The following is a 22,125-nucleotide window of genomic DNA, read 5'->3' as shown; positions in this document are numbered from 1 at the left end:
CATGTCCGACCATCAAGCCAATCGCGCCGGAAACCTCGGCTACTTCTTCGACGCCTCGGTGGCGCGCACGCCCGACAAGACGGCCATCTACGATCTGTACGGCGGCACGGAGCGGCAGGTTACCTACGCGATGCTCGACGAGCGGGCGGACCGTGTCGCCGGCCTGCTCCACGGACTGGGCATACGGGCCGGCCAGCGCGTGGGCATGGTGGTCGGCAACCGCTCCGAGTTCCTCGAGATCTTCTTCGGCACGATGCGCACCGGCGCGATCCCGGTGCCGATCAATACCCGCCTCGCCCGCGATACGCTGGCGTTCATCCTCGAAGACGCCGAGTGTGCGGCCGTGTTCGTGGAGCCGGCGGCGCACCCCTGCGCGGTCGAGGTGGCACAGTCCGCAGGCATCGCGCATTGCATCTCGACCGAAGCGGTCAACGCACCGGGATGGACCACCTACGCGCAGGCGCGCGATGGCAGCGCGCGCTTCGATGCGCCGCCCCGCCTGGCCGCAGACGCGCAGGCCTTCCAGCCCTACACCTCGGGTTCGACCGGGCTGCCGAAGGGCGCGATGATGACCCACGCGGGCATGCTCTGGTACGTCGATTACAACCAGCGCTACTGGCCGACCTCAAGCGAGGCGCGCGGGATGATCGCGTTGCCCCTGTTCCACAAGAACGCGATGCGCGGCACGGTGAAGCCGGCGCTGTTCGCTGGCGCCTCGTTCGTGCTGATGCCCGGCTACGACCCCAAGGGCTACCTGGAGGCGCTCGCGAAGTACCGCTGCACCTACTCGCGCGGCGTGGCCGCCGTGTTCACGATGCTGTTGCAGCAGCGCGACCTGATCGCCTCGCTCGATCTCTCGGCGCTGAAGAGCCTCACCATCGGGTCAGCCGTCGTCACGCCGGAACTGATGGACGAGGTCGAGCGCGCGCTGCCCGGTGTCAAGGTCGGCGAGAGCTACGGGCTCACCGAAGGCGGCAGCCCGTTCCGCGTCCCGCTGGACGGGCGGCCGGTGAAGCGGGGTTCGGCCGGCGTGCTCGCGCCCGAGATCGGCATCCGGCTCACCGCAGAGGACGGCTCGGAAGTGGATGTCGAGACGCCGGGTCCGGTAGAGGGCGAACTCTGGCTGAAGTCGCCATACAACTGCATCGGCTACCACAAGCGGCCGGATGCCACGCGCGAAAAGCTGGTCGACGGCTGGCTGCGCACCGGCGACGTGGTGCGACGCGACGCAGACGGGTACTTCTTCTTCAAGTCGCGCATGGACGACATGTTCTCCTGCGGCGGCGAGAACATCTATCCGAAGGAGGTCGAGGACCTGCTGTTCCGGCATCCTGCCGTCGCCAATGCGGTCGTGGTCGCGGTACCGCATGCGGTCAAGGGCTGGGTGCCCGCGGCGATGGTCGTGCTCAACCGGGGCGCGAGCGCCGATGCTGACGCGATCCGTCAGTACTGCCTCGACAACGGTCCCAAGTACGCGCACCCGAGGCTGGTCACGATCGTCGCGGAGGCCGAACTGCCGCTAAACGGTGCGGGGAAGATCGACCGGCGCGCGGTGAAGGCTGCGATGGAAGGTTCTGCGCGTGGCACCAGCCTGGCGGGCTGAACGCCTGCAGGCAGCGCGCAGACCGCGGTACGCAGAAGGACGTCGCCTCCCGTGTACCGCGCCATCCGGTCACTCCGGCACGAGTCCGGCGGCCTTGATGACCTTGCCCATGCGTGCGAAGTCCTCGCGCGCGCGCGCGCCGAGTTCCTCCGCCGAGACGGGCCACGGGTCGGCGCCGAGGGTGGACAGGCGTTCGCGCACGTCCGGGGCCGCGAGCGACTTGACGATCACCTCGTTGAGCCGTGCCACGACCGCCGGCGGCATGCCGGCCGGCCCGAAGATGCCTGACCAGAAATTCAGCGTCGCCTCGGGGTAGCCTGCCTCGGCGATCGTCGGCACGTCGGGCAGCAGCGATGTACGCCTCGGCGAGAGCATCACGACCGGGCGCACGGTGCCGGTCTTGATATGCTGCAAAGCCGAGGGCAGCGTATCGACCACCATCGTGATGTTGCCGGCGAGCACGTCCGGGTAGGCGACACCGGCGCTCTTGAACGGTACATGGGTCATGTCGACGCCAGTCAGCGAACGCAGGATCTCGCCGGTGAGGTGGCCGATGCTGCCCAGGCCGGAGGAACCGTAGCTCAGTTTGCCCGGATTGGCCTTCGCGAACGCAATCACATCCTTCAGCGACTTCATCGGCTGGTTCGCGCCGATCGACAGGATGTTCGGGGACAGTGCGATACCGCCGATCGGGGTGAACGCGGTCTGGGTGTTGTACGGCACCTTCTTGAGCATGTGCGGTGCGATCGACTGCGTGGTCAGGCTGGACAGCAGGATCATGTAGCCGTCGGGATTTGCGTTGGCCACGACGTCGGCACCGACCGTGCCGCCGGCGCCGCCCCGGTTCTCGACGATCACCGTCTGTCCGATCACCTCCGACATCTTCGCCGCCATCACCCGCCCGAGGATGTCGGATACCCCGCCGGCTGCGAATGGCACCATGAACCGGATCGGCCGGTTCGGATAGGGTGCACTCTGGGCCGCGGCGAGGCCGGGAAGCGTGGCGGAGAGGACCGCCAGCGCGCTCGACGTCGCCAGCAGTGCCCGGCGACCGATGCCTGCGGGCGGGAAGGTTGCAGTGCTGCGGGATGACATGCGTGACATGCAGTTCTCCTCTGTTGTGGTGGCAACCCGATGCACGTTCTGTACCAGCGCGAAGGCACCCGGCAGGCGCCCTACGGGAAGAATGCATCGATCCCGGCATGCAGACGGCCGAGCCGGCATCACGATGGTGCGCCGGACCGCACGGCTGGTCCATCCGAATGCACGATCGGTGCATCCAGCCGATCCCGCCAGCCGGAGTGGCGAATGGCGCTCTCTCGGGCAACGGGCGCCTGCGCGCGGCATGCATCGGCTGGCGCGGGTCGCGGTTGCCAAGAGCGGCGCAGCCGGGGTAACGTGTGATCACAGCAGGTGTCCTGCTGCGTCCCGGAGCTGCCTTTGCTTATCGCGTCCCTGTCCACCCCTGCATGCGTGCCGCGCAGCTACCTGCTGGCGCAGGGGTTCCCGGCGGCGGCGGCGCTGGCGCATATCGCCGGCAGCGACCCGTGCATCGAGTTCCGGCAGATATGCGTGATCGACCGCGACGGTAATGCCGTCGCCGGGACCGGTGCGAACAACAAGGTCTGGTGCGGTCACGCGCCGCAAACTGGTCGCGATGGGCAACTACCTGACCGGCGAGCGGACCGCGCAGGCGATGGCGGCGCCATGGGAGGCCACCGCCGCGCTGGAGAAAACGAATGGATGGAGAAACAGGGCAAGCTATACATCCTGTAGACCCTGCAGAATGAAGCATTCACAAGAAGGAGCATGCAATGCCCGTCACCGGTTCCGAACTCGTCGCCCAGGCCCTGGAGAAGCACGGCGTCGACACCTTCTTCTTCCTGATGGGCGCGCCGATGCTCGGCGCCGAGAAGGCCTGCATTGATCGAGGCATGCGCGGCATCGACGTGCGCCACGAACAGGGAGCGGCGATGATGGCGCATGCCTATTCGCGCGTCGCGAACAAGTCCGGGGTGTGCATGGCCTGTTCCGGGCCCGGCACGATCAACCTGGTGAGCGGTCTGGCCACCGCGCTGATCGACTGCGCGCCGGTTGTCGCACTCGGCGGATCGAGCCCGTGGAGCGAATGGGGCACCGGCAGCTTCCAGGAGATCGACCAGGTCGCGCTCGCGCGCCCGATGGTGAAATGGGCCGAGCGTTGCTACGAGACGCGCCGGATCCCCGAGATGATCGACCTGGCGTTCCGCACGGCCTGGGCAGGCAAGCCCGGCCCGGTCTACCTCGATTTCCCGACCGACGTGCTGCTCGGCTCGGTCGACGAGGCGGCGGTGGTCTGGCCGAAGGTCAGCGGCCCGGTGCGCAGCCGCCCGCAGGCCGACGCTGCCGGCGTGGAAGCGGCGATCGGCATCCTTGCCGCAGCCGAGAAGCCGGTCGTGCTGTCCGGCAGCGGTGTGCTCTGGTCGGATGCAGCACCCGAACTGCGCTCGTGGATCGAGGCGAGCGGGATGCCGTTCTACACCACGCCCCAGGGCCGCGGGGTGGTTCCGGAAGACCACCCGCTTTGCTTCCCGAACGCGCGCTCGACCGCCCTCAAGGAGGCCGATGCCATCCTGGTCGTCGGTACCCGCGTGAACTACGTGTTCGGCCACCTCAAGCCGCCACGCTTCCGCGCCGATGCCAGGGTGATCCGGATCGACGTCGATCCGGGCGAGATCGCCTCGACGCAGCGCCTCGACGTCGGGCTGGTCGGCGATGCGAAGGCCGTGCTGCTGCAACTGGCCACTGCGGCGCGGGGACGGGTCGACGCGGCACGCTATGCCGGCTGGCGCGAGCGGCTGCAGTCGATCAACGTCGACAAGCAGGCGGCCCAGGAGCGCGACCTGTCGACCGACCAGATGCCGATCCACCCGCTGCGGCTGTGCAAGGAAGTGCGCGATTTCATGCCGCGCGAGGCGATCCTCTGCGTCGACGGCCAGGAAATCCTGAACTACGGCCGGCAGTCGATCCCGACGCACGTGGCGGGGCATCGGCTGAATTCCGGTCCGTTCGGCACGATGGGCGTCGGCATGCCGTTCGGGGTGGGTGCGAAGATGGCCAAGCCCGGCACGCCGGTGATCGTCCTGCATGGCGATGGGTCGTTCGGCCTTAACGGGTTCGAACTCGATACTGCGATCCGGCATCGCATCCCCGTGCTCGTGGTGATCAGCCTGAACGGTGGCTGGACCGGCGACGCGGAACGCAAGAAGCCGGGACGCGACCTCGGCTACACCCGCTACGACCAGATGGCGATCGCCCTGGGCGCGCATGGCGAGTATGTCGAGCGGCCGGAGGACATCCGCCCGGCGCTCGAGCGCGCCCAGCGTGCGGTCGATTCCGGCATCCCGGCGGTGGTCAACGTCGTCACCGACTATCGCGCACGCGCGGCGACCGTCCGTTTCTCGCAGATGAACACCTGACCGCAGTGCCCCGGCTCGCGCCGGATCTTAAACGGAGGAAATCGCCATGATCAGGATCCTCGCCATCGGTCTCACCGCTGCCGGCTTCGCTGCGCCTGCTGCTGCCCAGTCCTGGCCGGCCAAGCCGGTGCGCATGGTGATCGGCTTCGCGGCCGGCGGCAGCGTTGACCTGGTCGGCCGCATCATGGCGCCGCGCCTGGCCGAGATGCTCTCGCAGCCGGTGATCATCGAGACGCGCGCGGGCGCCGGTGGGAACATCGCCGGCGAAGTGGTCGCACGCGCGCTGCCCGACGGGTACACGATCCTGCTCTCCAGCGGTGGTGCGCTGGGAGGCAACCTCGCCATCTATACCCGGATGCCGTATGACCCCCTGAAAGACCTCGCGCCGGTCGGCATGCTGGTCTACCAGGGCAACGTGCTGATCGTGAACCCCTCGGTGCCGGCGAAGACGGTGGCTGACTTCATCACGCTCGCGCGCATGCGCCCGGGCGTGCTCAACTACGGGTCGGGAGGCAACGGTTCGTCGCAGCACATGTCGGGCGAACTGTTCGCCAGCCTGGCGAAAGTGAAGATGGTGCACGTTCCGTACAAGGGTGGCGCGCCGGCGATGGTCGACCTGCTCGGTGGCCAGGTCGACCTGATGTTCCAGACCATCCCCGAGGCACTCCAGCAGGTGAAGGCCGGCAAGGTGCGTGCGCTCGGCGTCACAGGCAACCGTACCTCGGCGGCCTTGCCTGGCGTGCCCACCATCGCGCAGGCTGCGCTGCCCGGATTCGAGTTCGAAGGCTGGATGGGCGTGGCCGTGCCGCCCGCGACGCCGGCGGCGATCATCGGCCGGTTGAATGCCGAACAGAACCGGATCCTCGGCGAGAAGGACACGCGCGCGCGGCTGGCCGAAGCCGGCCTGGACATCGCCGGCGGTAGCGCTGAACAGATGGCGGCGATGATGAAGGATCAGGCTGTGCGCATGGTGCGCCTGGCGAAGGAAGCCGGCATCCCGCCGGTCGACTGATCGATGGTGGCAGATTGATGGCAGATGGCAATTCCTGGGATTACATCGTCGTCGGTGCCGGTTCGGCGGGCTGCGTGCTCGCCAACCGCCTGTCCGAAGACCGGCATGCGAAGGTGCTGCTGCTGGAGGCGGGCGGGGCCGACTGGCATCCGCTGATCCACATCCCGCTCGGTGTCGGCAAGCTGCACGAGCACGAATTGTTCGACTGGGGGCTGCATACCGAACCGGAGCCGGCGCTCGATGGCCGTTCGCTGGAGGCGATGCGAGGCAAGGTGCTCGGCGGGTCTTCGTCGGTCAATATCATGACCTGTACCCGCGGCGACCGGAACGACTACGAGCGCTGGGCGCGCCAGGGCGCAGCCGGCTGGGCATACGCCGACGTGCTGCCGTATTTCATGCGCAGCGAGCGCTGGGAAGGCGGCGCCAGCCAGTACCGTGGTGGCGACGGGCCGACCGGCGTTCAGTGGTCGCGATTCAGCGATCCGCTGAACGAGGCCTGGCTGGAGGCCGGGCGCTCGGCCGGCTATCCGCTCACTCCTGATTTCAACGGTGAGCGGCACGAGGGCTTCGGCCGCGGGCAGTGCTTCATCGACCGAGGGCGCCGCTCGTCGGCGGCCGTCTCGTACCTGCGGCCGGTGCGGGCACGCGCCAACCTGAAGGTGGTGACGGGGGCCTGCGTCACGCGCATCGTCATCGAAGACGGCGCCGCCACCGGCGTCGAATATCGTACCCGTGGCGATGCGGGCCGGGCGCATGCTTCGCGCGAGGTGATCGTCTCGGCAGGAACCTTCAACACGCCCCAGGTGCTGATGCTGTCGGGCATCGGCCCGGCCGCGCACCTCGAGGCGCACGGTATCCGGGTGCTGGCCGACCTTCCGGTTGGCCGTAACCTGCAGGACCATGTGGCCGTTGCGCTGGCCTTCTCGCGCCAGGCACCGGGACCGTTCCAGGCCGAACTGCGCGCCGACCGGATGATCGCGAGCATGCTGCGCGCGTGGCTCACGGGCACCGGACCAGCCACCATGCTGCCCAGCGCGCTGTATGCGTTCGTGAAGTCGCGTCCGGAACTGGAGGTGCCCGACATCGAGTTCATGTTCCGCTGTGCGCCTCAGAAGCCCGCGATGTGGTTCCCGCTGCTGCATCCGGCCGGTGCTGATGGCTACGGCATCCGTCCGGCGCTGCTGCATCCGAAGAGCCGCGGCGAGGTCACGCTGCGCTCCGCCGATCCGTCCGAACGGGTAAGGATCCTGTTCAACCTGTTGTCCGATGCGCAGGACATGGCCACGCTGGTCGAAGGGTACGAGCGTGCGCGCGACCTGGCCCTGTCCGGGCCGCTGGCACCGTTCCGCGGCCGCCAGCTCGCTCCGGGGCCGGAGGTACGCACGCGCGCCGAGGTCGAGGCATGGATCCGGCGCACCGCGGTCACCGTGCATCATCCGGCGGGGACGTGCAGAATCGGCTCCGGGCCGGATGCCGTGGTCGACCCGTCGCTGCGCGTGCATGGCATCGAGCGACTGCGTGTGGCCGATGCGTCCGTGATGCCTGACCTCGTGTCCGCGCACATCAATGCCTGCGTGCTGATGATCGCCGAGCGTGCAGCAGACCTTGTTCGCGGGCATTCGATGCCCGTGGCGGAATCGACTCGAACGGGAGTGAACGCATGAAAAATCGCTTGATCGCAGTCGGGGCGCTGCTGGCGCTGGTGGCCTGCGGTGCCGTGTCCGCGCAAGGCTGGCCGAACCGGCCGATTCGCCTGATTGTGCCGTTTGCCGCCGGCGGGCCGTCCGACGTCGTCGGCCGCGAGGTAGCCGCCCGACTGCAGGAAAACCTCGGTCAACCGGTGATCGTCGACATCCGTGCCGGGGCGAACAGCACCATAGGCGCGACGATGGCGGCGAAGGCCAACCCGGACGGCAACACGCTGCTGATCGGCTCGGTGGGCACCTTCGCGATCAACATGGTCAACTACAAGGATCCGGGCTACGACTCGCTGCGCGACTTCGACCTGCTCAGCCTGTCTGCCAACACGCCCAACGTGCTGGTGGCGAGCACCAGGGTGCCAGCGACCAGCGTCAAGGAAGTGATCGCACTGCTGCGCGCGAACCCGGGCAAGCACACGTTCGGCGTCGCCGGGCTGGGCTCGTCCGGCCACATGACCTCCGAGCTGCTGATGCTGCGCACGAAGACCAGCGCGATCATCGTGCCGTTCAAGGGGGCCGGCGCGACCATGGGCGCGATGCTCGGCGGCGAGGTCGATCTGACCTTCACCAGCCTGGGCAGCGCGGCCAACCACATCCGCAGCAGTCGCCTGCGCGCGCTGGCGGTCACCAGCGGCAAGCGCATCGCGCAGTTCCAGGATGTCCCGACCCTCGCGGAGCTTGGCTACAAGGACATGGAGATCCTTTCATGGCAGGGCTTCGCCGCGCCGCGCGGGTTGCCGCGCGACATCTTCCAGCGGCTGGAGTCGGCGCTGATCGCGGTGGTCACGAACGGGCAGGGCCGCACCAACCTGGAGAACCTGGGCTGGGACATCGACGGCACCACGGGCGCGGTGTTCCGCGACAAGCTCGCCCGCGAGATAAAGCTGTGGCGCGAGGTGGTGACCACGGCGAAGATCAAGATCGATTGAGCGTTTCTACTGGAGGAAGCATGGCACTGGACACCGACGCGGCCAAGCGCGTGCTGGCACACATCGACCGCGACGAACTGGCGCGACTCGGCTGCGACCTCACCGACATCCCCAGCCCGACCGGGCAGGAGAAGCAGGTGGCCGATTTCATCGTCGACTGGTTCCGCCGGCAGGGCCTGAAGGCGATCACCCAGGAGGTCGAGGCAGGTCGGCCGAATGCGGTCGGCATCCTCAAGGGTTCCGGCAATGGGCTCAGCCTCGGTTTCAACGGGCATACCGACACCAGTTTCACCGGCACCGACGAAGACCTGCGCATGGTGCGTTCGGTCGAGCCGCAGTCGGAACTGCGCGGTTCCATCGTCGACGGACGGGTGGTGCGTGGGCTGGGCATCTCGAACATGAAGGGTGGTGTCGCCTCCTTCATGATGGCGGCCAAGGCGCTCAAGGCGAGCGGCGTCGAGCTAAAGGGCGATGTCGTATTCGCGGCGGTGGTCGGCGAGATTTCGCGTACGCCGGTCGGGCCGTGGCAGTCGAAGGAGTACCGTGGCGAGGGGGCGGGCACCCGTCACCTGCTCACGCATGGCATGCATACCGACTACGCGGTATGCGCCGACTGTTCCGACCTGAACATCGTGTGGACGCAGACCGGTGTCGTGCAGCTGAAGATCGCCACCTATGGGAAGGCCGAGGCCGCGTGGGGTTCCGACCGCGCGACGATGCCGATGTCGGAGCTGAACGCGATCGTGAAGATGACCCGGGTGATCGCCGCGGTCGAGCAGTGGGCGGACGGTTTCGAGCGCGACAACGTGTACCACTCGCCGACCGGACCGCTTTTCCCCAAGGTGAATATCGGTGCGATCGAAGGCGGCGCACCGTACCGCCCGAACTACTTCCCCGGCGTATGCACCATCTATGTCGACATCCGGATGCCGCCCCAGGTGCGTCCGGTCGAGATCAAGGCGCAACTCGAGCGCGTGCTCGACGCCCTCGGCATCGAGTACGAGATGGACCTGTACAAGTCGCTGCTCGGCCACGAGGGCAAGGGGGTGGAGCCGCTGGTCACCGCTGCCGAGGGCATCTATCGGCACCTGTTCGGCGAGGCGATCCGGCACGAGGCACCCGACCGTGCCAGTATCTGGACCGACACCAATGTGTACAACGAGCTGGGCATCCCGGCCATCAAGATCGGCCCGCGCGGGCGACGGATCGGTCCGCGCGCGGAAGAGATCGAGATCGACGTGATGGTGAAGGCCGCGCAGATCTACGCGCTGATGGCACTCGACATCTGCTCCCGGCCTCGGCCGGCGAGGGGATGACCGCGCCGGGTTCACCCGACCGCAACCGGGTCGATCCGAAGAAGCTGCTGCTCGGCAAGTGGACGGCGGTGGTGCCGCGCGACCGGGAGAAGCACTTCCTGGTCGTCAAGGTACTCGACCCGGACGTTGCTGGCGGGGCGCCGACGAAGGTGCATCTCGAGGCCGTCCTCTCGCGCCGGGTGCTGACCGTACCCTGGCGCGAGCTGGAGGACCCGGCGGTTTGGAAGCAGGGCTGGGTGCAGGTGTCCTAGGCGAGGATCATCCGTGCGTCGGCGATGACCAGTCCGTCTGCGGTCGCGATCACCGGGTTGAGATCGATCTCGGCGATGCCGGCGCCGCCGGCTGCGGCGATCCCGGCGACCTTCACCAGCAGCGCTGCGAGCGCGTCGCGGTCGACGGCAGGCAGGCCGCGTACGCCGTCGAGCATCTTCCGTGCACGGATGTCGCCGATCATCTCGAGCGCGTCGTCCCGGCTCACCGGCAGCGCACGGAACACGACGTCGCGTACCGCTTCGACGAAGATCCCGCCGACGCCGAACAGCAGCACCGGGCCGAATTGCGGGTCCTGGGACACGCCGACGATCAGTTCGATACCGCGCGCGGCCATCGGCGCGGCGAGTACGCCTTCGACACGCGCCCCCGGGACATGGTGTCCGACCGCGGCGCGGATCTCGGCCGTTGCGGCGCGCACTGCTGCCTCGCCTTGTACGCCCAGTCGGACGCCGCCGGCGTCGGACTTGTGCAGTACGTCCTGTGACACGACCTTCAGCGCCAGTGGCCGGTCGCCCAGCGCCGCGATCGCGGCTGCGGCATCCCCGGCGTCGCGCAGCAGGAATGACGGTGCAAGGTTGACCCCGCAGGCGGTGAGCAGGTCGCGCGCTTCGGTCTCCAGCAGCGCCGTCCGGCCTGCGGCACGGGCACTGGCGACCACCGTCGCTGCAGCGGCCGGCAGTGGCGCGGCCGCCGCCGCAGGCGGCGACGCCATCCGGCGCCGTGCCTCGGAATAGTCTGCGGCGGACGCGAGGCACTGGGCCGCGATCTCGATGTGCCGGTAGAAGGGCACGCCGGCCCTGCGCAGCACGTCGAGCGCCGGCGTCCGGTAATGCGCGTAGTGCGATTGCACCACCACCGGCTTGCCGTGCCTGTGCATCAGGTCTGCGAGGTCGCGCGCGACCTTGAACTCCATCTCGGCCACGCCTTCGCCGTAGCGCCGGGCGTAGCCGCCGAAGAAACCGGTCAGCATCAGGGCGTCGACGTTCGGATCGGCCAGGATGGCCTCGCCGCACAACCCGTAATACTCGGCGCGCGGATCGGTGCCGCCCCCGGCATCCACCGGGTTCGAGATCGCGGAGGCGTTCGGCACGATCTCGTGGATGCGCGCCTGGGTCGCCTCCGACAGCGGAGCGATCACCAGCCCGCGTTCGGACAGTGCTTCGGCGGCGACCGTTATCACGCCACCGCCCTCCGACAGCACCGCCACGCGGCGCGAGCGCATCGCCGGCAGCAGATGCAGCGCCTCGGCCACCGGATACAGGCAATCGGATCGTTCGAGCAGCGTGATACCGGCCTGCTTCAGCACGCCGGAGGCCACGGTGTAGTCGCCAGCGAGCGAGCCGCTGTGGGACCGCGCGGCGCGTACGCCTTCGGCGGTGCGGCCGGCCTTGAACATGACGATCGGCTTCTTCGGCGTGACGCTGCGCGCAGCCTCGATGAACGCGCGGCCGTCCTTGAAGCCCTCGATGTAGGAGATGACCGCACCGGTATCGGGATCGTCGCCCATCGCGGACAGGTATTCATGGAACTGGATGTCCGACTGGTTGCCCACGGAGAGCAGGGTGTTGAAGCCGAAATACTGGTGGAACTGCGCCTCGGCGAGGATCGACAGCATCACGTTCGCCGAATTGGCGAGCATTGCCGCCGGACCGCGCGGGATGTCGAACCAGGCGATCGCGTTGCAGGCCTCGCGTGCGGTGAAGATGCCGTTGGTATTCGGCCCGATCAGCCGCACGCCGTACCGGCGCGCGACCGCAACCGTCTGTTCTTCGAGCAGGCGGCCGGCTTCGCTTGCCTCGCTGAAGCCGCCGGCAAGCAGGAGCGCACCCTTGACGCCCTTGCGGCCGCACGCCTCGATCACCTCGGGCGCAGCCTTCGCAGGCGTGCATACGAGCGCCAGGTCGACCTCACCCGGTACCGCCTCGATCGAGGGGTAGCACTTCAGGCCGAGGATCTCGTCCGACTTCGGATTGATCGGGAGTATCTCTCCCTTGTAATGGTCGGTGATCAACGTGCGGATCGCCCGGTAGCCTCGCTTTTCCGGATCGCTCGACGCACCGATCACGGCCAGGCGCCTTGGGTTGAGGATGCAATCGAGGGGGTTGGTAGAAGTGGACGGGGAGGTCGGCATGTCGGCGGCTCTGATCTGTGCGGATGGGTTGGCAGGAGTCTAGACCGAGGGGCCGACACCGACAACGCGCCCCTGCCAGCGGATGCTCGCCCGTACGGCTCGGAAATGGGCATCATCGGCGGATGGACATCCTCTACCTGCTGATCCCGCTGTCGGTGGTGCTCGCGATCGCGATCGGTGCTGCGTTCTGGTGGGCCGTTCGCAACGATCAGTTCGAGGATATGGAAGGTCCGGCGCAGCGCCTGCTGCTCGACGACGATGACCGGGTCGCAGCGCCGGAGTCAGGGCGGACTGCACCGCCGGACGCAGAGGCGGCGCCACCCGCATCGCCACCCGCCTCGCGGCGCTGAGGCAATGCCGCGCGTGGGCAATGGTGCTGCCGGCGCGCCGGGCACCGCACATGCGATTCCCCGGGCGGTTTTCGGGCCCGGGTTGATCCATATCAACAAAGGGTCCCCGCTGCATGGCGATGATTGGACGCCGCCATCGAAAAGGGCGGCGCAACCCGTACCCGGATGGAGTACATGACCATGCAGGCGGCACCAGCGGACAATCCTGAAGAAACCTACAACTACCGGGTAGTACGCCAGTTCGCGCTGATGACTGTGGTCTGGGGCGTGGTGGGCATGCTGGTCGGGGTGATCATCGCGGCGCAGCTGGCCTGGCCCGAACTGCTGCCCTCTGTGCCATGGCTCTCCTACGGGCGGTTACGGCCGCTGCACACCAACGCGGTGATCTTCGCCTTCGGCGGTTGTGCGTTGTTCGCGACGTCGTACTACGTCGTCCAGCGCACCTGCCATGTGCGGCTGCTCTCCGACCGGCTGGCCGGGTTCACGTTCTGGGGCTGGCAGGCCGTGATCGTGCTCGCCGCGGTCACGCTGCCGCTGGGCATGACCCAGGGCAAGGAATACGCCGAGCTCGAGTGGCCGATCGACCTGCTCATCGCGGTGGTGTGGGTCAGCTATGCGGTGGTGTTCTTCGGCACGATCATGAAGCGCCGCATCCCGCACATCTATGTCGCCAACTGGTTCTTCGGCGCGTTCATCCTGACCGTCGCGATCCTGCACATCGTGAACAGTGCGTTCAGCCCCGCCTCGTTTACCAAGTCGTACTCGGCCTATGCGGGCGTGCAGGACGCGATGATCCAGTGGTGGTATGGACACAACGCGGTAGGCTTCTTCCTGACCGCAGGCTTCCTCGGCATGATGTACTACTTCATCCCGAAGCAGGCTGGCCGGCCGGTGTACTCGTACCGGCTGTCGGTGGTGCACTTCTGGGCGCTGATCTTCACCTACATGTGGGCCGGGCCGCACCACCTGCACTACACGGCCCTGCCGGACTGGGCGCAATCGCTCGGCATGGTGTTCTCGCTGATCCTGCTCGCGCCGTCATGGGGCGGGATGATCAACGGCATCATGACGCTCTCGGGCGCATGGCACAAGCTGCGCACCGACCCGATCCTGAAGTTCCTCGTGACCTCGCTGTCGTTCTACGGCATGTCGACGTTCGAGGGGCCGATGATGTCGATCAAGACGGTAAATGCACTGTCGCACTACACGGACTGGACCATCGGGCACGTTCACTCCGGCGCGCTCGGCTGGGTCGGCATGATCTCGATCGGCAGCATGTACTACCTGATCCCGAGGCTGTTCGGCCGCACCGAGATGTACAGCGTGCGCGCCATAACCCTGCATTTCTGGGTGGCGACCATCGGCATCGTGCTCTACATCACCGCGATGTGGATCGCCGGCGTGATGCAGGGCCTGATGTGGCGTGCGGTCAATGCGGACGGCACGTTGACCTATACCTTCGTCGAGAGCGTGAAGGCCACCTGGCCCTACTACGTGGTACGGCTCGCCGGTGGGGCGCTCTATCTGGGTGGCATGCTGGTGATGTGCTGGAACGTGTGGAAGACCGTAGCCGGTAGCCGGCCGGTCAACGCCGCGATCCCGGCGCCTGTAATGGCACACGCATAAGAGGGCAGGGCGCCGGCCGGCGGCTGCCGGGACCGGTCGGACGGCAACGCAGTGACGAGAGGTACCGAGATCATGGGCATGGATGGCGGACATCAGGCGATCGAAAAGAACATCGGCTGGATGGTGCTGCTGGTGATCCTGGTGGTGAGCGTGGGTGGACTGGTGCAGATCGTGCCGCTTTTCTTCCAGCGCACGACCACCGAGCCGGTCGCGGGGCTGAAGCCCTACACGGCGCTGCAGCAGGCGGGCCGTGACGTGTATGTGCGCGAGGGCTGCTACAACTGCCATTCGCAGATGGTGCGCCCGTTGCGCGCCGAGACCGAGCGCTACGGGCATTACTCGGTGGCCGGTGAGTTCGTCTACGACCATCCGTTCCAGTGGGGCAGCAAGCGCACCGGCCCCGACCTGGCACGGGTCGGTGGGCGCTATTCCGACGAATGGCACCGCATCCACTTCAACAACCCGCGCGACGTGGTGCCCGAGTCGAACATGCCCGCCTATCCATGGCTGGCACGCACGCCGGTCGACGGTGCGTCGCTCGGCAGCCACCTGCGTGCGCTCGCCCGCGTCGGCGTGCCGTACGGCGAGGAGGAGATCGCCGGCGCGCAGAAGGCGGTGGAGGGGCGCAGCGAACTCGATGCGCTGATCGCCTACATGCAGGTGCTGGGCACCAGCCTGAAGGCCGGTACCGCCCCGATTGCAGCCAACCCCTGAGGCATGCGCGATGACCACCGGTGACCTGCAATCCATCCTTACCCTGATCGCATTCGTGACGTTCGTCGGCATCGTCGGCTGGGCATGGTCGGCGCGGCGCCGCGACGCCTTCGGCGAAGCAGCGCGCATTCCGCTCGATGACGATGCGCCGTGCAGGCCCTCCGCGCAGGCGAAGCCGACGGTCGATTCCGGATCAAGGGAGGTCAGGTAATGGCTGATTTCATCTACGGTTGGGTCGGCATCGCGATCGCGGTGGTGAGCATCGTCTCGATCATCGCCTGTGGCTGGTTCCTCAAGGCGAACACCACTCGACGGCTGCCGGCCGGTACCGACCCGGGTACCACCGGCCACCTGTGGGACGGCGACCTCGCGGAATGGAACAACCCGTTGCCGAGGTGGTGGATGTTCCTCTTCTACCTCACGATCGTGTTCGGGTTGCTCTACCTGGCGCTGTATCCCGGGCTGGCCGTCTACGGCGGGGCACTCGGCTGGAGTTCCGCCGGACAGCACACGGCCGAGTCCCGCCGCTGGGACAGCCGGTACGCGGCGATGTTCGACGTCTACCTCAAGCAGGACCTCGCGGTGGTTGCCCGCGATCCGGCGGCGCGCGAGATGGGCCAGCGGCTGTTCGTCAACTACTGCGCCCAGTGCCATGGCTCGGATGCCGGCGGCGCGAAGGGCTTCCCGAACCTGCGCGACGCGGAATGGATCTGGGGGGGCGAGCCGATGCAGATCCATGAGTCGATCGCGAAGGGACGCCAGGCGATGATGCCGCCCCAGGCAGAGAGCATCGGTGCCGAGAACGTCCGGGCGGTGGCAAACCATGTTCGCTCGCTGTCGGGCCTGCCGCACGACGCCGAGCTCGCGGCCCGGGGCAAGGTGAAGTTCGAACAGGTCTGCGTGGCCTGCCACGGGATGGATGCCAGGGGCAACCCGGCGCTCGGCGCGCCCAATCTGGCCGACAGGATCTGGCTGTACGGAGCGTCGGAGGAAACCATCATCGAGACGATCACCCAGGGCCGCAACGGGGTCATGCCCGCTCAGGGCGAATTCCTCGGGGCCGGCAAGGTGCACGTGCTGGCGGCCTACGTCTGGGGGCTTTCGCGTGACGGGCGGAAGTAGCGCCCGAGATCACGAGGCGGTGGCGGCGCCCCCCGATGCGGGCGGTGCCGCCGCCGCGACCGACGAGTCTTTGTTCGAGATCCGCCGGAAGATCTACCCGCGTGCGGTCACCGGCTTCCTGGCTACTCAGCGCGTGCTGCTCGTGGTGCTTACCCAGCTGGCCTTCTACGGCACTGCCTGGCTGGAGTGGAACGGCCGCCAGGCAGTGCTGTTCGACCTGGCCGCACGCAAGTTCTACATCTTCGGCTTCGTCTTCTGGCCTCAGGACTTCATCTTCCTGACCGGCCTGCTGGTGATCTGCGCGCTGTCGCTGTTCCTGTTCACGGCGATCGCCGGGCGCCTGTGGTGTGGCTATGCCTGCCCGCAGACGGTCTACACCGAGCTGTTCCTGTGGATCGAGCGCAAGGTCGAGGGCGACCGGATGGCGCGTATCCGACTCGACGGGCAGCCGATGTCGGCACGCAAGCTCAGGCTGAAGGCAGCCAAGCACCTGTTGTGGGGGCTGCTCGCGTTGTGGACGGGGTTCACCTTCGTCGGCTACTTCACGCCGATCCGCGCACTCGGCGCTTCCGTCGCATCGCTCTCGCTAGGGCCCTGGGAGACGTTCTGGATGCTGTTCTACGCTTTCGCCACCTGGGGCAACGCGGGCTTCATGCGCGAGCAGGTGTGCAAGTACATGTGTCCGTATGCGCGCTTCCAGAGCGTCATGTTCGATTCGGACACGCTGGTCATTACCTACGATGCACGCCGAGGCGACCCCCGCGGCGCGCGTGGCAGGTCTGTCGATCGACGCGCGAAAGGCCTCGGCGACTGCGTCGATTGCGGCATCTGCGTCCAGGTCTGCCCGACCGGCATCGACATCCGGGACGGGCTGCAGTACGAATGCATCGGCTGCGGCGCATGCGTGGATGGCTGCAACCAGGTGATGGAAAAGATGGGTTACCCGAAAGGGCTGATCCGTTACTCCACCGAGAATGCGCTGGCCGGCCGTTACGACGACCGCGAGATCCTTGGTCGCCTGATGCGTCCGCGCACGCTGCTCTACGCGGCGCTGCTGTTCGCGGTCTCGCTCGCCGTGGTGTCCGGCATCGTGCTGCGCACGCCGGTGAAGATGAACATCATCCGCGACCGCGGCGACATCGTGCGTGAGCTCGAGGATGGCCGTCTCGAGAACGTGTATCGCGTGCAGATCATGAACACCCGCGAGGATGCGCGCAGCTTCGTGCTGTCGGCGCGCGGCATCGATGGCGTCGAACTGGTCGTCACCGAGGCTCAGCCGATCAGGATCGGCTCCGCCGGTTCGCGCATCGTGCCGCTGGAGCTGCGCGTGCCTCGCGCCGCCGTCGCGCCCGGATCCACGCCGGTCTGGCTGAAGGTGGAAGCCGCCGACGATGCCGGTGTCGCGAGGGAAGAGAAGACCGTGTTCATCGCACGCTGAGGCTTGTTGCACCTCGCCCTTGCATCAATGTCCGACCATGCCTGCTTCGCTGGAGTCCGCCATGCCCCTTTCCGATGCCCCCATCCCCGCGCCTGCGATGGCCGAAGGCCACCTTCCGCGGCCCTGGTACCGGGAGCCCTGGCCGTGGCTGCTGTTCTTCCCGCCGGCAGTCGCCGTGGTCGCCGGGCTGGTCACCATGGCGATCGCGATCGATTCGTTCGATGGCGTGGTTTCCGACGACTACTACCGCCAGGGCCTGGCGATCAACCGGTCGATCGATCGCGAGGCCGACGCTCGCGCGCGAGGACTGTCGGCACGGCTGCAGTTCAATCCGTCCGGTGACCGGGTCAGGGTAGCGGTATCGGGAGACGTCTCCGCCGACCGGGTGCTGCGCCTGTACCTTGTGCGCGCGGCGCGCAGCGGCGATGACCAGCAGATCGATCTGGCGCCGGTGGTGCCCGGCGTGTACGAGGGCCGGCTGCTGCGCCCGCTGCACGGACGCTGGCACCTGCACCTGGAGGACGCCGGACGCCGGTGGCGCATCTCGGCCACGGCACAGATGCCCGCCGAGCGGGCGATCGGCCTGGAACCGGCGCCACTGAGCGCGCCAGCGATGGAGGAGCCACGATGGAGCAGTCCCGGAAAATGATCCTTATCCTGTGGCCGTCGTTTCTTGCTGCCTGCGCCGCCGAGGCGGCGTTCTTCACCGTGTTCGATCCGGCGGACCTGCACCCGTTCGGCGACCCGGTCGCGGTGGGCGCGCTGTCGGCTTATACGATCGGCTTCTTCATGTTCTGGCTGTTCGCCTCGGTGGCCAGTGCGCTCACCTGGTTCCTGCAGGGCGGCTCGGCGGGCAAGTGCCGATGACAGCCAGAGGGCAGACCTGGCGGGCCGGCACCCTGGAGCAGCGGCACTGATGGAGCCGGTGTCGATGCTCTGGCCGACGCTGGCATCGGCTGCGCTGGTCGGTCTCGCCGGTGGCGTGCATTGCATCGGGATGTGCGGCGGCATCGTCGGCGCGTTGTCCGGTGCGACCGGGCAGCGGCACCCGTCGATGCGCCTGCACCTGGCCTACAGCGCGGGGCGAGTGGCCAGCTATGCGTTCGCAGGCGCGCTGGCCGGTAGTGCCGGCGGCGTGCTCGGTTGGGCGGGAAGCGCAGCGCTCGGCGCGCGCGGCAGTGCGCTGGGACAGTCGCTGTTCCTGCTGGTGGCCAGCCTGATGCTCATCGTGCTCGGTCTCTACCTGTCCGGCCTGGCACCGGCGGTGCGCCATGTCGAGTCGCTGGGCGCGGGGCTCTGGCGGCGGCTGCAGCCGATCGCACGTCCGCTGCTGCCGGCGGCGACCGTCCCGCGAGCGATGGCAATCGGCGCCGTGTGGGGGTTCCTGCCCTGCGGCCTGGTCTACGCAATGCTCGCGACCGCGGTGGCGACCGGCAGCGCGGCGCGTGGCGCTGCAGTCCTGGCCGCGTTCGGACTCGGTACCTTGCCTAACCTGCTCGCGGTCGGGTTCTGGCTGTCGCGTTTCCGCGCGATCGTGCGTTCGCCGCGGGCGCGGCTCGCAGCGGGTCTCGCGGTCTGCCTGTTCGGGCTGTACGGGCTGCTGCTGTTCGGACAGTCTGCACTGTCGGGTGGCGAAGCCCCGGTACACCACCATCACGGTGCATCGGATGCAGCAGGCGCCCGCATTTGACGTGGATCAACGTGGCCCCGACATGGCCGGGTCACACTGGCCTCGTCGTTGCAGATCCGTACCGGCGGCAGCGACAGGGACGATGCATGACCGGTGCGAGTCCAGCGGAGGGTTTGCAATGCCCGATCTCGGTTTCGATCCTGCCCTGGTGCAGCGCCTCGACCGTCCAGGGCCGCGCTACACGTCATACCCGACGGCCGATCGCTTCAACGACAGCTTCACCGCAAAGCATTATGCGGTGCACGCGCGGCGGCGCCATCTGGGTGGACAGCATCGCGGTCTTTCCCTGTACGTGCATGTCCCGTTCTGCCGTACCGTCTGCTTCTACTGCGCCTGCAACAAGGTGGTCACCGGTGACCGTACACGTGCGATCCCGTACCTGCAGCACCTCGAACGCGAACTGGAGATGCAGAGCGAACTGTACGAAGGCGGTGGACGCCGGGTCGACCAGTTGCACTGGGGCGGCGGCAGCCCGACCTTCCTGACCCTCGCGCAGATGCGGCGGTTGATGAAGAGCGTACGCGGCAATTTCACGCTCGCGGAGGACCATGCCGGCGACTTCGCGATAGAGGTAGATCCGCGCTTCACGCGCGAATCGACCGTGGCAGGCCTGCGCGCGATCGGCTTCAACCGGCTGTCGCTGGGTTTGCAGGATTTCGATCCGGTCGTGCAGCAGAAGGTGAACCGGATCCAGTCCCTCGAGGAGACCGCCGCGGTGGTCCGGGCCGGGCGCGAGGAAGGTTACAAGTCGATCAACGTGGACCTCATCTACGGCCTGCCCGCGCAGACGGCTCAGACGTTCGACACGACGCTGTCGAAGGTGATCGACCTTGGGCCTGACCGCATCGCGCTCTACAACTACGCGCACCTGCCGCACCTGTTCAAGCCGCAGCGGCGGATCTCCGCTGCGGACCTGCCGGGCGCCGTCGAGCGGCTCGACATCCTCCAGCATGCAGTGCGCCGGTTCGGTGACGCCGGCTACCGTTACATCGGCATGGACCATTTCGCCCGTCCGGATGACGAACTGTCGGTCGCCCAGGTGCAGGGCCGCCTGCGGCGCAACTTCATGGGCTACACCCCGCACCCCGACGCCGACATCATCGGCGTCGGGGTATCGGCTATCAGCAGCGTCGGCGCGTCCTACAGCCAGAACGTGCACCGGGTCGAGGCCTACTACGAGTCGATCGATGGCGGGGAGCTTCCGGTCGAGCGTGGCATCGAACTGGACCCGGACGATCTGCTCAGGCGCACCATCATCCACGGGCTGATGTGCCACTTCATGCTGTACGTGCCGTCGATCGAACAGGCTTACCTGATCGATTTCGACAGCTACTTCGCGCGTGAACTGGAAGAGCTGCGGGGGCTGGAGGCGGCGGGCCTGCTGACCATCGAGCCCCCCGGCCAGCCCGAATGGATCACGGTGACGCCCAGGGGCCGATTCCTCGTGCGCAACCTCTGCATGGTGTTCGACCGGCACCTGCGCGACCGTCCGGTCGACGGCCGTTACTCGAAGGCCGTATGACGGCCGTACGCGACCGACGCCCTTGCAACCGTGCAGCCTGGAGGGGACGGTCAGTGGTCGTCGCGCAAGTGCGGTTCGTAGCCGTGCGTCGGCTCGCCGGTGTCGGGATCGATGAAGTCATCGATCCCGATCTCGGCCTCGACTTCATGCACCGCGTCCACGTCCGCGGCGGCGGCGAGGTCGTCCACGCCGTCCCCCAGTGGTCCCGGGGAATCGCGATCGGCGATCGCCTCGGTACGGGTGCGGAACGGACCGACGAGCGCATCGGTCTCGCTGTCGCGCCAGAAGAAGCCCTCCGCGCCTTCGACGATGGACGACTGGTGGATCACCGGCGAACCGGCGTTCGACTGCTGCTTGTTCGCGGGCGCGGGTTGTCTGGCGCCGTTGCTTGCCCTGGACCTGGCCATGGATGCTCCCCTGAGTCGACCCTCAGGTTATCGCGTGTATCGCCCCCTGGCAAATCACTCGCGTACTTCAATGATCGCACGCAGGGCCTTGAAATCGAGGATCTCGATCTCGCGCCGCTCGATGCGGATCAATCCCTCCGCGCTGAAGCGCGAGAACAGGCGGCTGACCGTCTCCAGGGTAAGGCCCAGGTAGCTTCCGATCTCCTCGCGCGTCATCCGCAGCCGGAAGCGCATCGCCGAGTAGCCGAGGTTGGCGAAGCGCTGCGACAGGCCGATCAGGAAGGAACTGAGCCGTGCATCTGCCTTCATGCCCGCGAGCAGCAGCATCAATCCCTGGTCGCGCATGATGTCCCGGCTCATGATCTTGTGGAAATGGTGCTGCAGCGTAGGGATCTCGCGCAGCAGTTCCTCGAGATGCTCGAAAGGCAGCACGCAGACCTCGCTGTCCTCGAGCGCCACCGCACTGAAGTTCTGGCGATCGGTGCTGATCGCATCCAGGCCGAGGATCTCCCCGGACAGGTAGAAGCCGGTGATCTTTTCCGAACCGTCTTCCGACAGGTCGATCGTCTTGAAGGCGCCGGTGCGCACTGCGTAGAGATTGCGGAAAGGGTCGCCGATGCGGTAGAGCGACGACCCGCGGCGCGTGGTGTGCCGGGAGGAGATGATCCTGTCCAGTCTGTCGATGTCCGCAGGGGACAGGCCGACCGGAAGGCAGAGTTCCTGCAGGCTGCAGGAACTGCAGGCCGCCTTGATGGTCGCGGGCGAGGGGACGATCGGAATGGTCGCGTGGACAGGTCGGGTCGATGTCAAGGGAACTCTGCCTTTTTCCATTCG

Annotated in this window: 22 protein-coding genes; 18 read left to right on the top strand and 4 right to left on the bottom strand. The window is 67.4% G+C overall.

The genetic code is table 11. The features are described 5' to 3' along the window. Position 1: 1 nt before the first annotated feature. Positions 2-1,603 (top strand): acyl--CoA ligase, encoded by a 1,602-nt coding sequence (locus tag ING98_10780; GenBank protein MCA3102352.1) that lies wholly within the window; start codon positions 2-4, stop codon positions 1,601-1,603. A 69-nt stretch (positions 1,604-1,672) separates the two neighbouring features. Here the strand turns inward: ING98_10780 and ING98_10775 are convergent, their stop codons facing one another. Continuing rightward, on the bottom strand, positions 1,673-2,707 hold the full coding sequence (locus ING98_10775; GenBank protein MCA3102351.1) for a tripartite tricarboxylate transporter substrate binding protein: 1,035 nt from the start codon (positions 2,705-2,707) through the stop codon (positions 1,673-1,675). Between the two features lie 336 nt (positions 2,708-3,043). Between ING98_10775 and ING98_10770 the strand changes: the two genes are divergently transcribed. The 7 genes from ING98_10770 to ING98_10740 are packed head-to-tail and all read left to right on the top strand — an operon-like array spanning position 3,044 to position 10,269. Continuing rightward, positions 3,044-3,379, top strand: a complete 336-nt coding sequence (locus ING98_10770) for a DUF1028 domain-containing protein (GenBank protein MCA3102350.1) — start codon at positions 3,044-3,046, stop codon at positions 3,377-3,379. A 38-nt stretch (positions 3,380-3,417) separates the two neighbouring features. After that, a complete protein-coding gene (locus tag ING98_10765; protein ID MCA3102349.1) occupies positions 3,418-5,061 on the top strand; it encodes a thiamine pyrophosphate-binding protein in 1,644 nt (547 codons plus the stop codon). Positions 5,062-5,107: 46 nt separating this feature from the next. Beyond that, positions 5,108-6,073 (top strand): tripartite tricarboxylate transporter substrate binding protein, encoded by a 966-nt coding sequence (locus tag ING98_10760; protein ID MCA3102348.1) that lies wholly within the window; start codon positions 5,108-5,110, stop codon positions 6,071-6,073. 17 nt (positions 6,074-6,090) lie between these two features. Further along, a complete protein-coding gene (locus ING98_10755) occupies positions 6,091-7,737 on the top strand; it encodes a GMC family oxidoreductase N-terminal domain-containing protein (GenBank protein ID MCA3102347.1) in 1,647 nt (548 codons plus the stop codon). After that, entirely contained in the window at positions 7,734-8,702 is a 969-nt protein-coding gene (locus ING98_10750; GenBank protein MCA3102346.1) for a tripartite tricarboxylate transporter substrate binding protein, read from the top strand. The genes ING98_10755 and ING98_10750 overlap by 4 nt, the downstream gene beginning before the upstream one ends. 20 nt (positions 8,703-8,722) lie before the next feature. After that, positions 8,723-10,018 (top strand): M20/M25/M40 family metallo-hydrolase, encoded by a 1,296-nt coding sequence (locus ING98_10745; GenBank protein ID MCA3102345.1) that lies wholly within the window; start codon positions 8,723-8,725, stop codon positions 10,016-10,018. Beyond that, a complete protein-coding gene (locus ING98_10740) occupies positions 10,015-10,269 on the top strand; it encodes a TIGR02450 family Trp-rich protein (GenBank protein ID MCA3102344.1) in 255 nt (84 codons plus the stop codon). The genes ING98_10745 and ING98_10740 overlap by 4 nt, the downstream gene beginning before the upstream one ends. On the opposite strand, the gene ING98_10735 is transcribed toward ING98_10740, so the two are convergent. Then, positions 10,266-12,356, bottom strand: a complete 2,091-nt coding sequence (locus ING98_10735; protein MCA3102343.1) for an acetate--CoA ligase family protein — start codon at positions 12,354-12,356, stop codon at positions 10,266-10,268. The genes ING98_10740 and ING98_10735 overlap by 4 nt on opposite strands. 188 nt (positions 12,357-12,544) lie before the next feature. Here ING98_10735 and ccoS point away from each other — a divergent pair, with 188 nt between their 5' ends. The 10 genes from ccoS to hemN all read left to right on the top strand — a co-directional run bounded on the left by ccoS (position 12,545) and on the right by hemN (position 20,884). Continuing rightward, positions 12,545-12,772 (top strand): cbb3-type cytochrome oxidase assembly protein CcoS, encoded by a 228-nt coding sequence (gene ccoS, locus ING98_10730; protein MCA3102342.1) that lies wholly within the window; start codon positions 12,545-12,547, stop codon positions 12,770-12,772. Positions 12,773-12,952: 180 nt separating this feature from the next. Then, positions 12,953-14,398: a cytochrome-c oxidase, cbb3-type subunit I gene (ccoN, locus tag ING98_10725; GenBank protein MCA3102341.1), complete on the top strand. Its 1,446-nt coding sequence runs from the start codon at positions 12,953-12,955 to the stop codon at positions 14,396-14,398. Positions 14,399-14,476: 78 nt separating this feature from the next. Beyond that, positions 14,477-15,112: a cytochrome-c oxidase, cbb3-type subunit II gene (gene ccoO, locus ING98_10720; GenBank protein ID MCA3102340.1), complete on the top strand. Its 636-nt coding sequence runs from the start codon at positions 14,477-14,479 to the stop codon at positions 15,110-15,112. Between the two features lie 10 nt (positions 15,113-15,122). Beyond that, on the top strand, positions 15,123-15,323 hold the full coding sequence (locus ING98_10715) for a cbb3-type cytochrome c oxidase subunit 3 (GenBank protein MCA3102339.1): 201 nt from the start codon (positions 15,123-15,125) through the stop codon (positions 15,321-15,323). Continuing rightward, on the top strand, positions 15,323-16,234 hold the full coding sequence (gene ccoP / locus ING98_10710) for a cytochrome-c oxidase, cbb3-type subunit III (GenBank protein MCA3102338.1): 912 nt from the start codon (positions 15,323-15,325) through the stop codon (positions 16,232-16,234). Before ING98_10715 ends, ccoP begins: the two co-directional genes overlap by 1 nt. After that, on the top strand, positions 16,218-17,672 hold the full coding sequence (gene ccoG, locus ING98_10705) for a cytochrome c oxidase accessory protein CcoG (protein ID MCA3102337.1): 1,455 nt from the start codon (positions 16,218-16,220) through the stop codon (positions 17,670-17,672). The genes ccoP and ccoG overlap by 17 nt, the downstream gene beginning before the upstream one ends. A gap of 61 nt (positions 17,673-17,733) precedes the next feature. After that, on the top strand, positions 17,734-18,321 hold the full coding sequence (locus ING98_10700) for a FixH family protein (protein ID MCA3102336.1): 588 nt from the start codon (positions 17,734-17,736) through the stop codon (positions 18,319-18,321). Continuing rightward, the gene (locus tag ING98_10695; GenBank protein MCA3102335.1) at positions 18,300-18,539 is read left to right on the top strand and encodes a hypothetical protein; all 240 of its coding nucleotides are present in this window, start codon (positions 18,300-18,302) and stop codon (positions 18,537-18,539) included. Before ING98_10700 ends, ING98_10695 begins: the two co-directional genes overlap by 22 nt. Positions 18,540-18,603: 64 nt before the next feature. Beyond that, positions 18,604-19,362 carry a sulfite exporter TauE/SafE family protein gene (locus ING98_10690; GenBank protein ID MCA3102334.1) on the top strand — a complete coding sequence of 253 codons (759 nt, stop codon included), beginning with the start codon at positions 18,604-18,606 and terminating at the stop codon, positions 19,360-19,362. An 82-nt stretch (positions 19,363-19,444) separates the two neighbouring features. Further along, positions 19,445-20,884, top strand: coding sequence for an oxygen-independent coproporphyrinogen III oxidase (gene hemN / locus ING98_10685; protein ID MCA3102333.1), 1,440 nt, complete (start codon positions 19,445-19,447; stop codon positions 20,882-20,884). A gap of 50 nt (positions 20,885-20,934) precedes the next feature. Here hemN and ING98_10680 read toward each other — a convergent pair whose 3' ends face one another. Together ING98_10680 and fnr are read right to left on the bottom strand one after the other, a co-directional pair. Continuing rightward, positions 20,935-21,213, bottom strand: a complete 279-nt coding sequence (locus ING98_10680) for a hypothetical protein (protein ID MCA3102332.1) — start codon at positions 21,211-21,213, stop codon at positions 20,935-20,937. A gap of 132 nt (positions 21,214-21,345) precedes the next feature. Next, positions 21,346-22,122, bottom strand: a complete 777-nt coding sequence (gene fnr, locus ING98_10675) for a fumarate/nitrate reduction transcriptional regulator Fnr (protein ID MCA3102331.1) — start codon at positions 22,120-22,122, stop codon at positions 21,346-21,348. Between the last annotated feature and the right edge of the window lie 3 nt (positions 22,123-22,125).

It is taken from the genome of Rhodocyclaceae bacterium (assembly GCA_020248265.1).
Classification (GTDB): domain Bacteria; phylum Pseudomonadota; class Gammaproteobacteria; order Burkholderiales; family CAIKXV01; genus CAIKXV01.
This window is presented reverse-complemented; position numbering and strand designations above follow the sequence as displayed.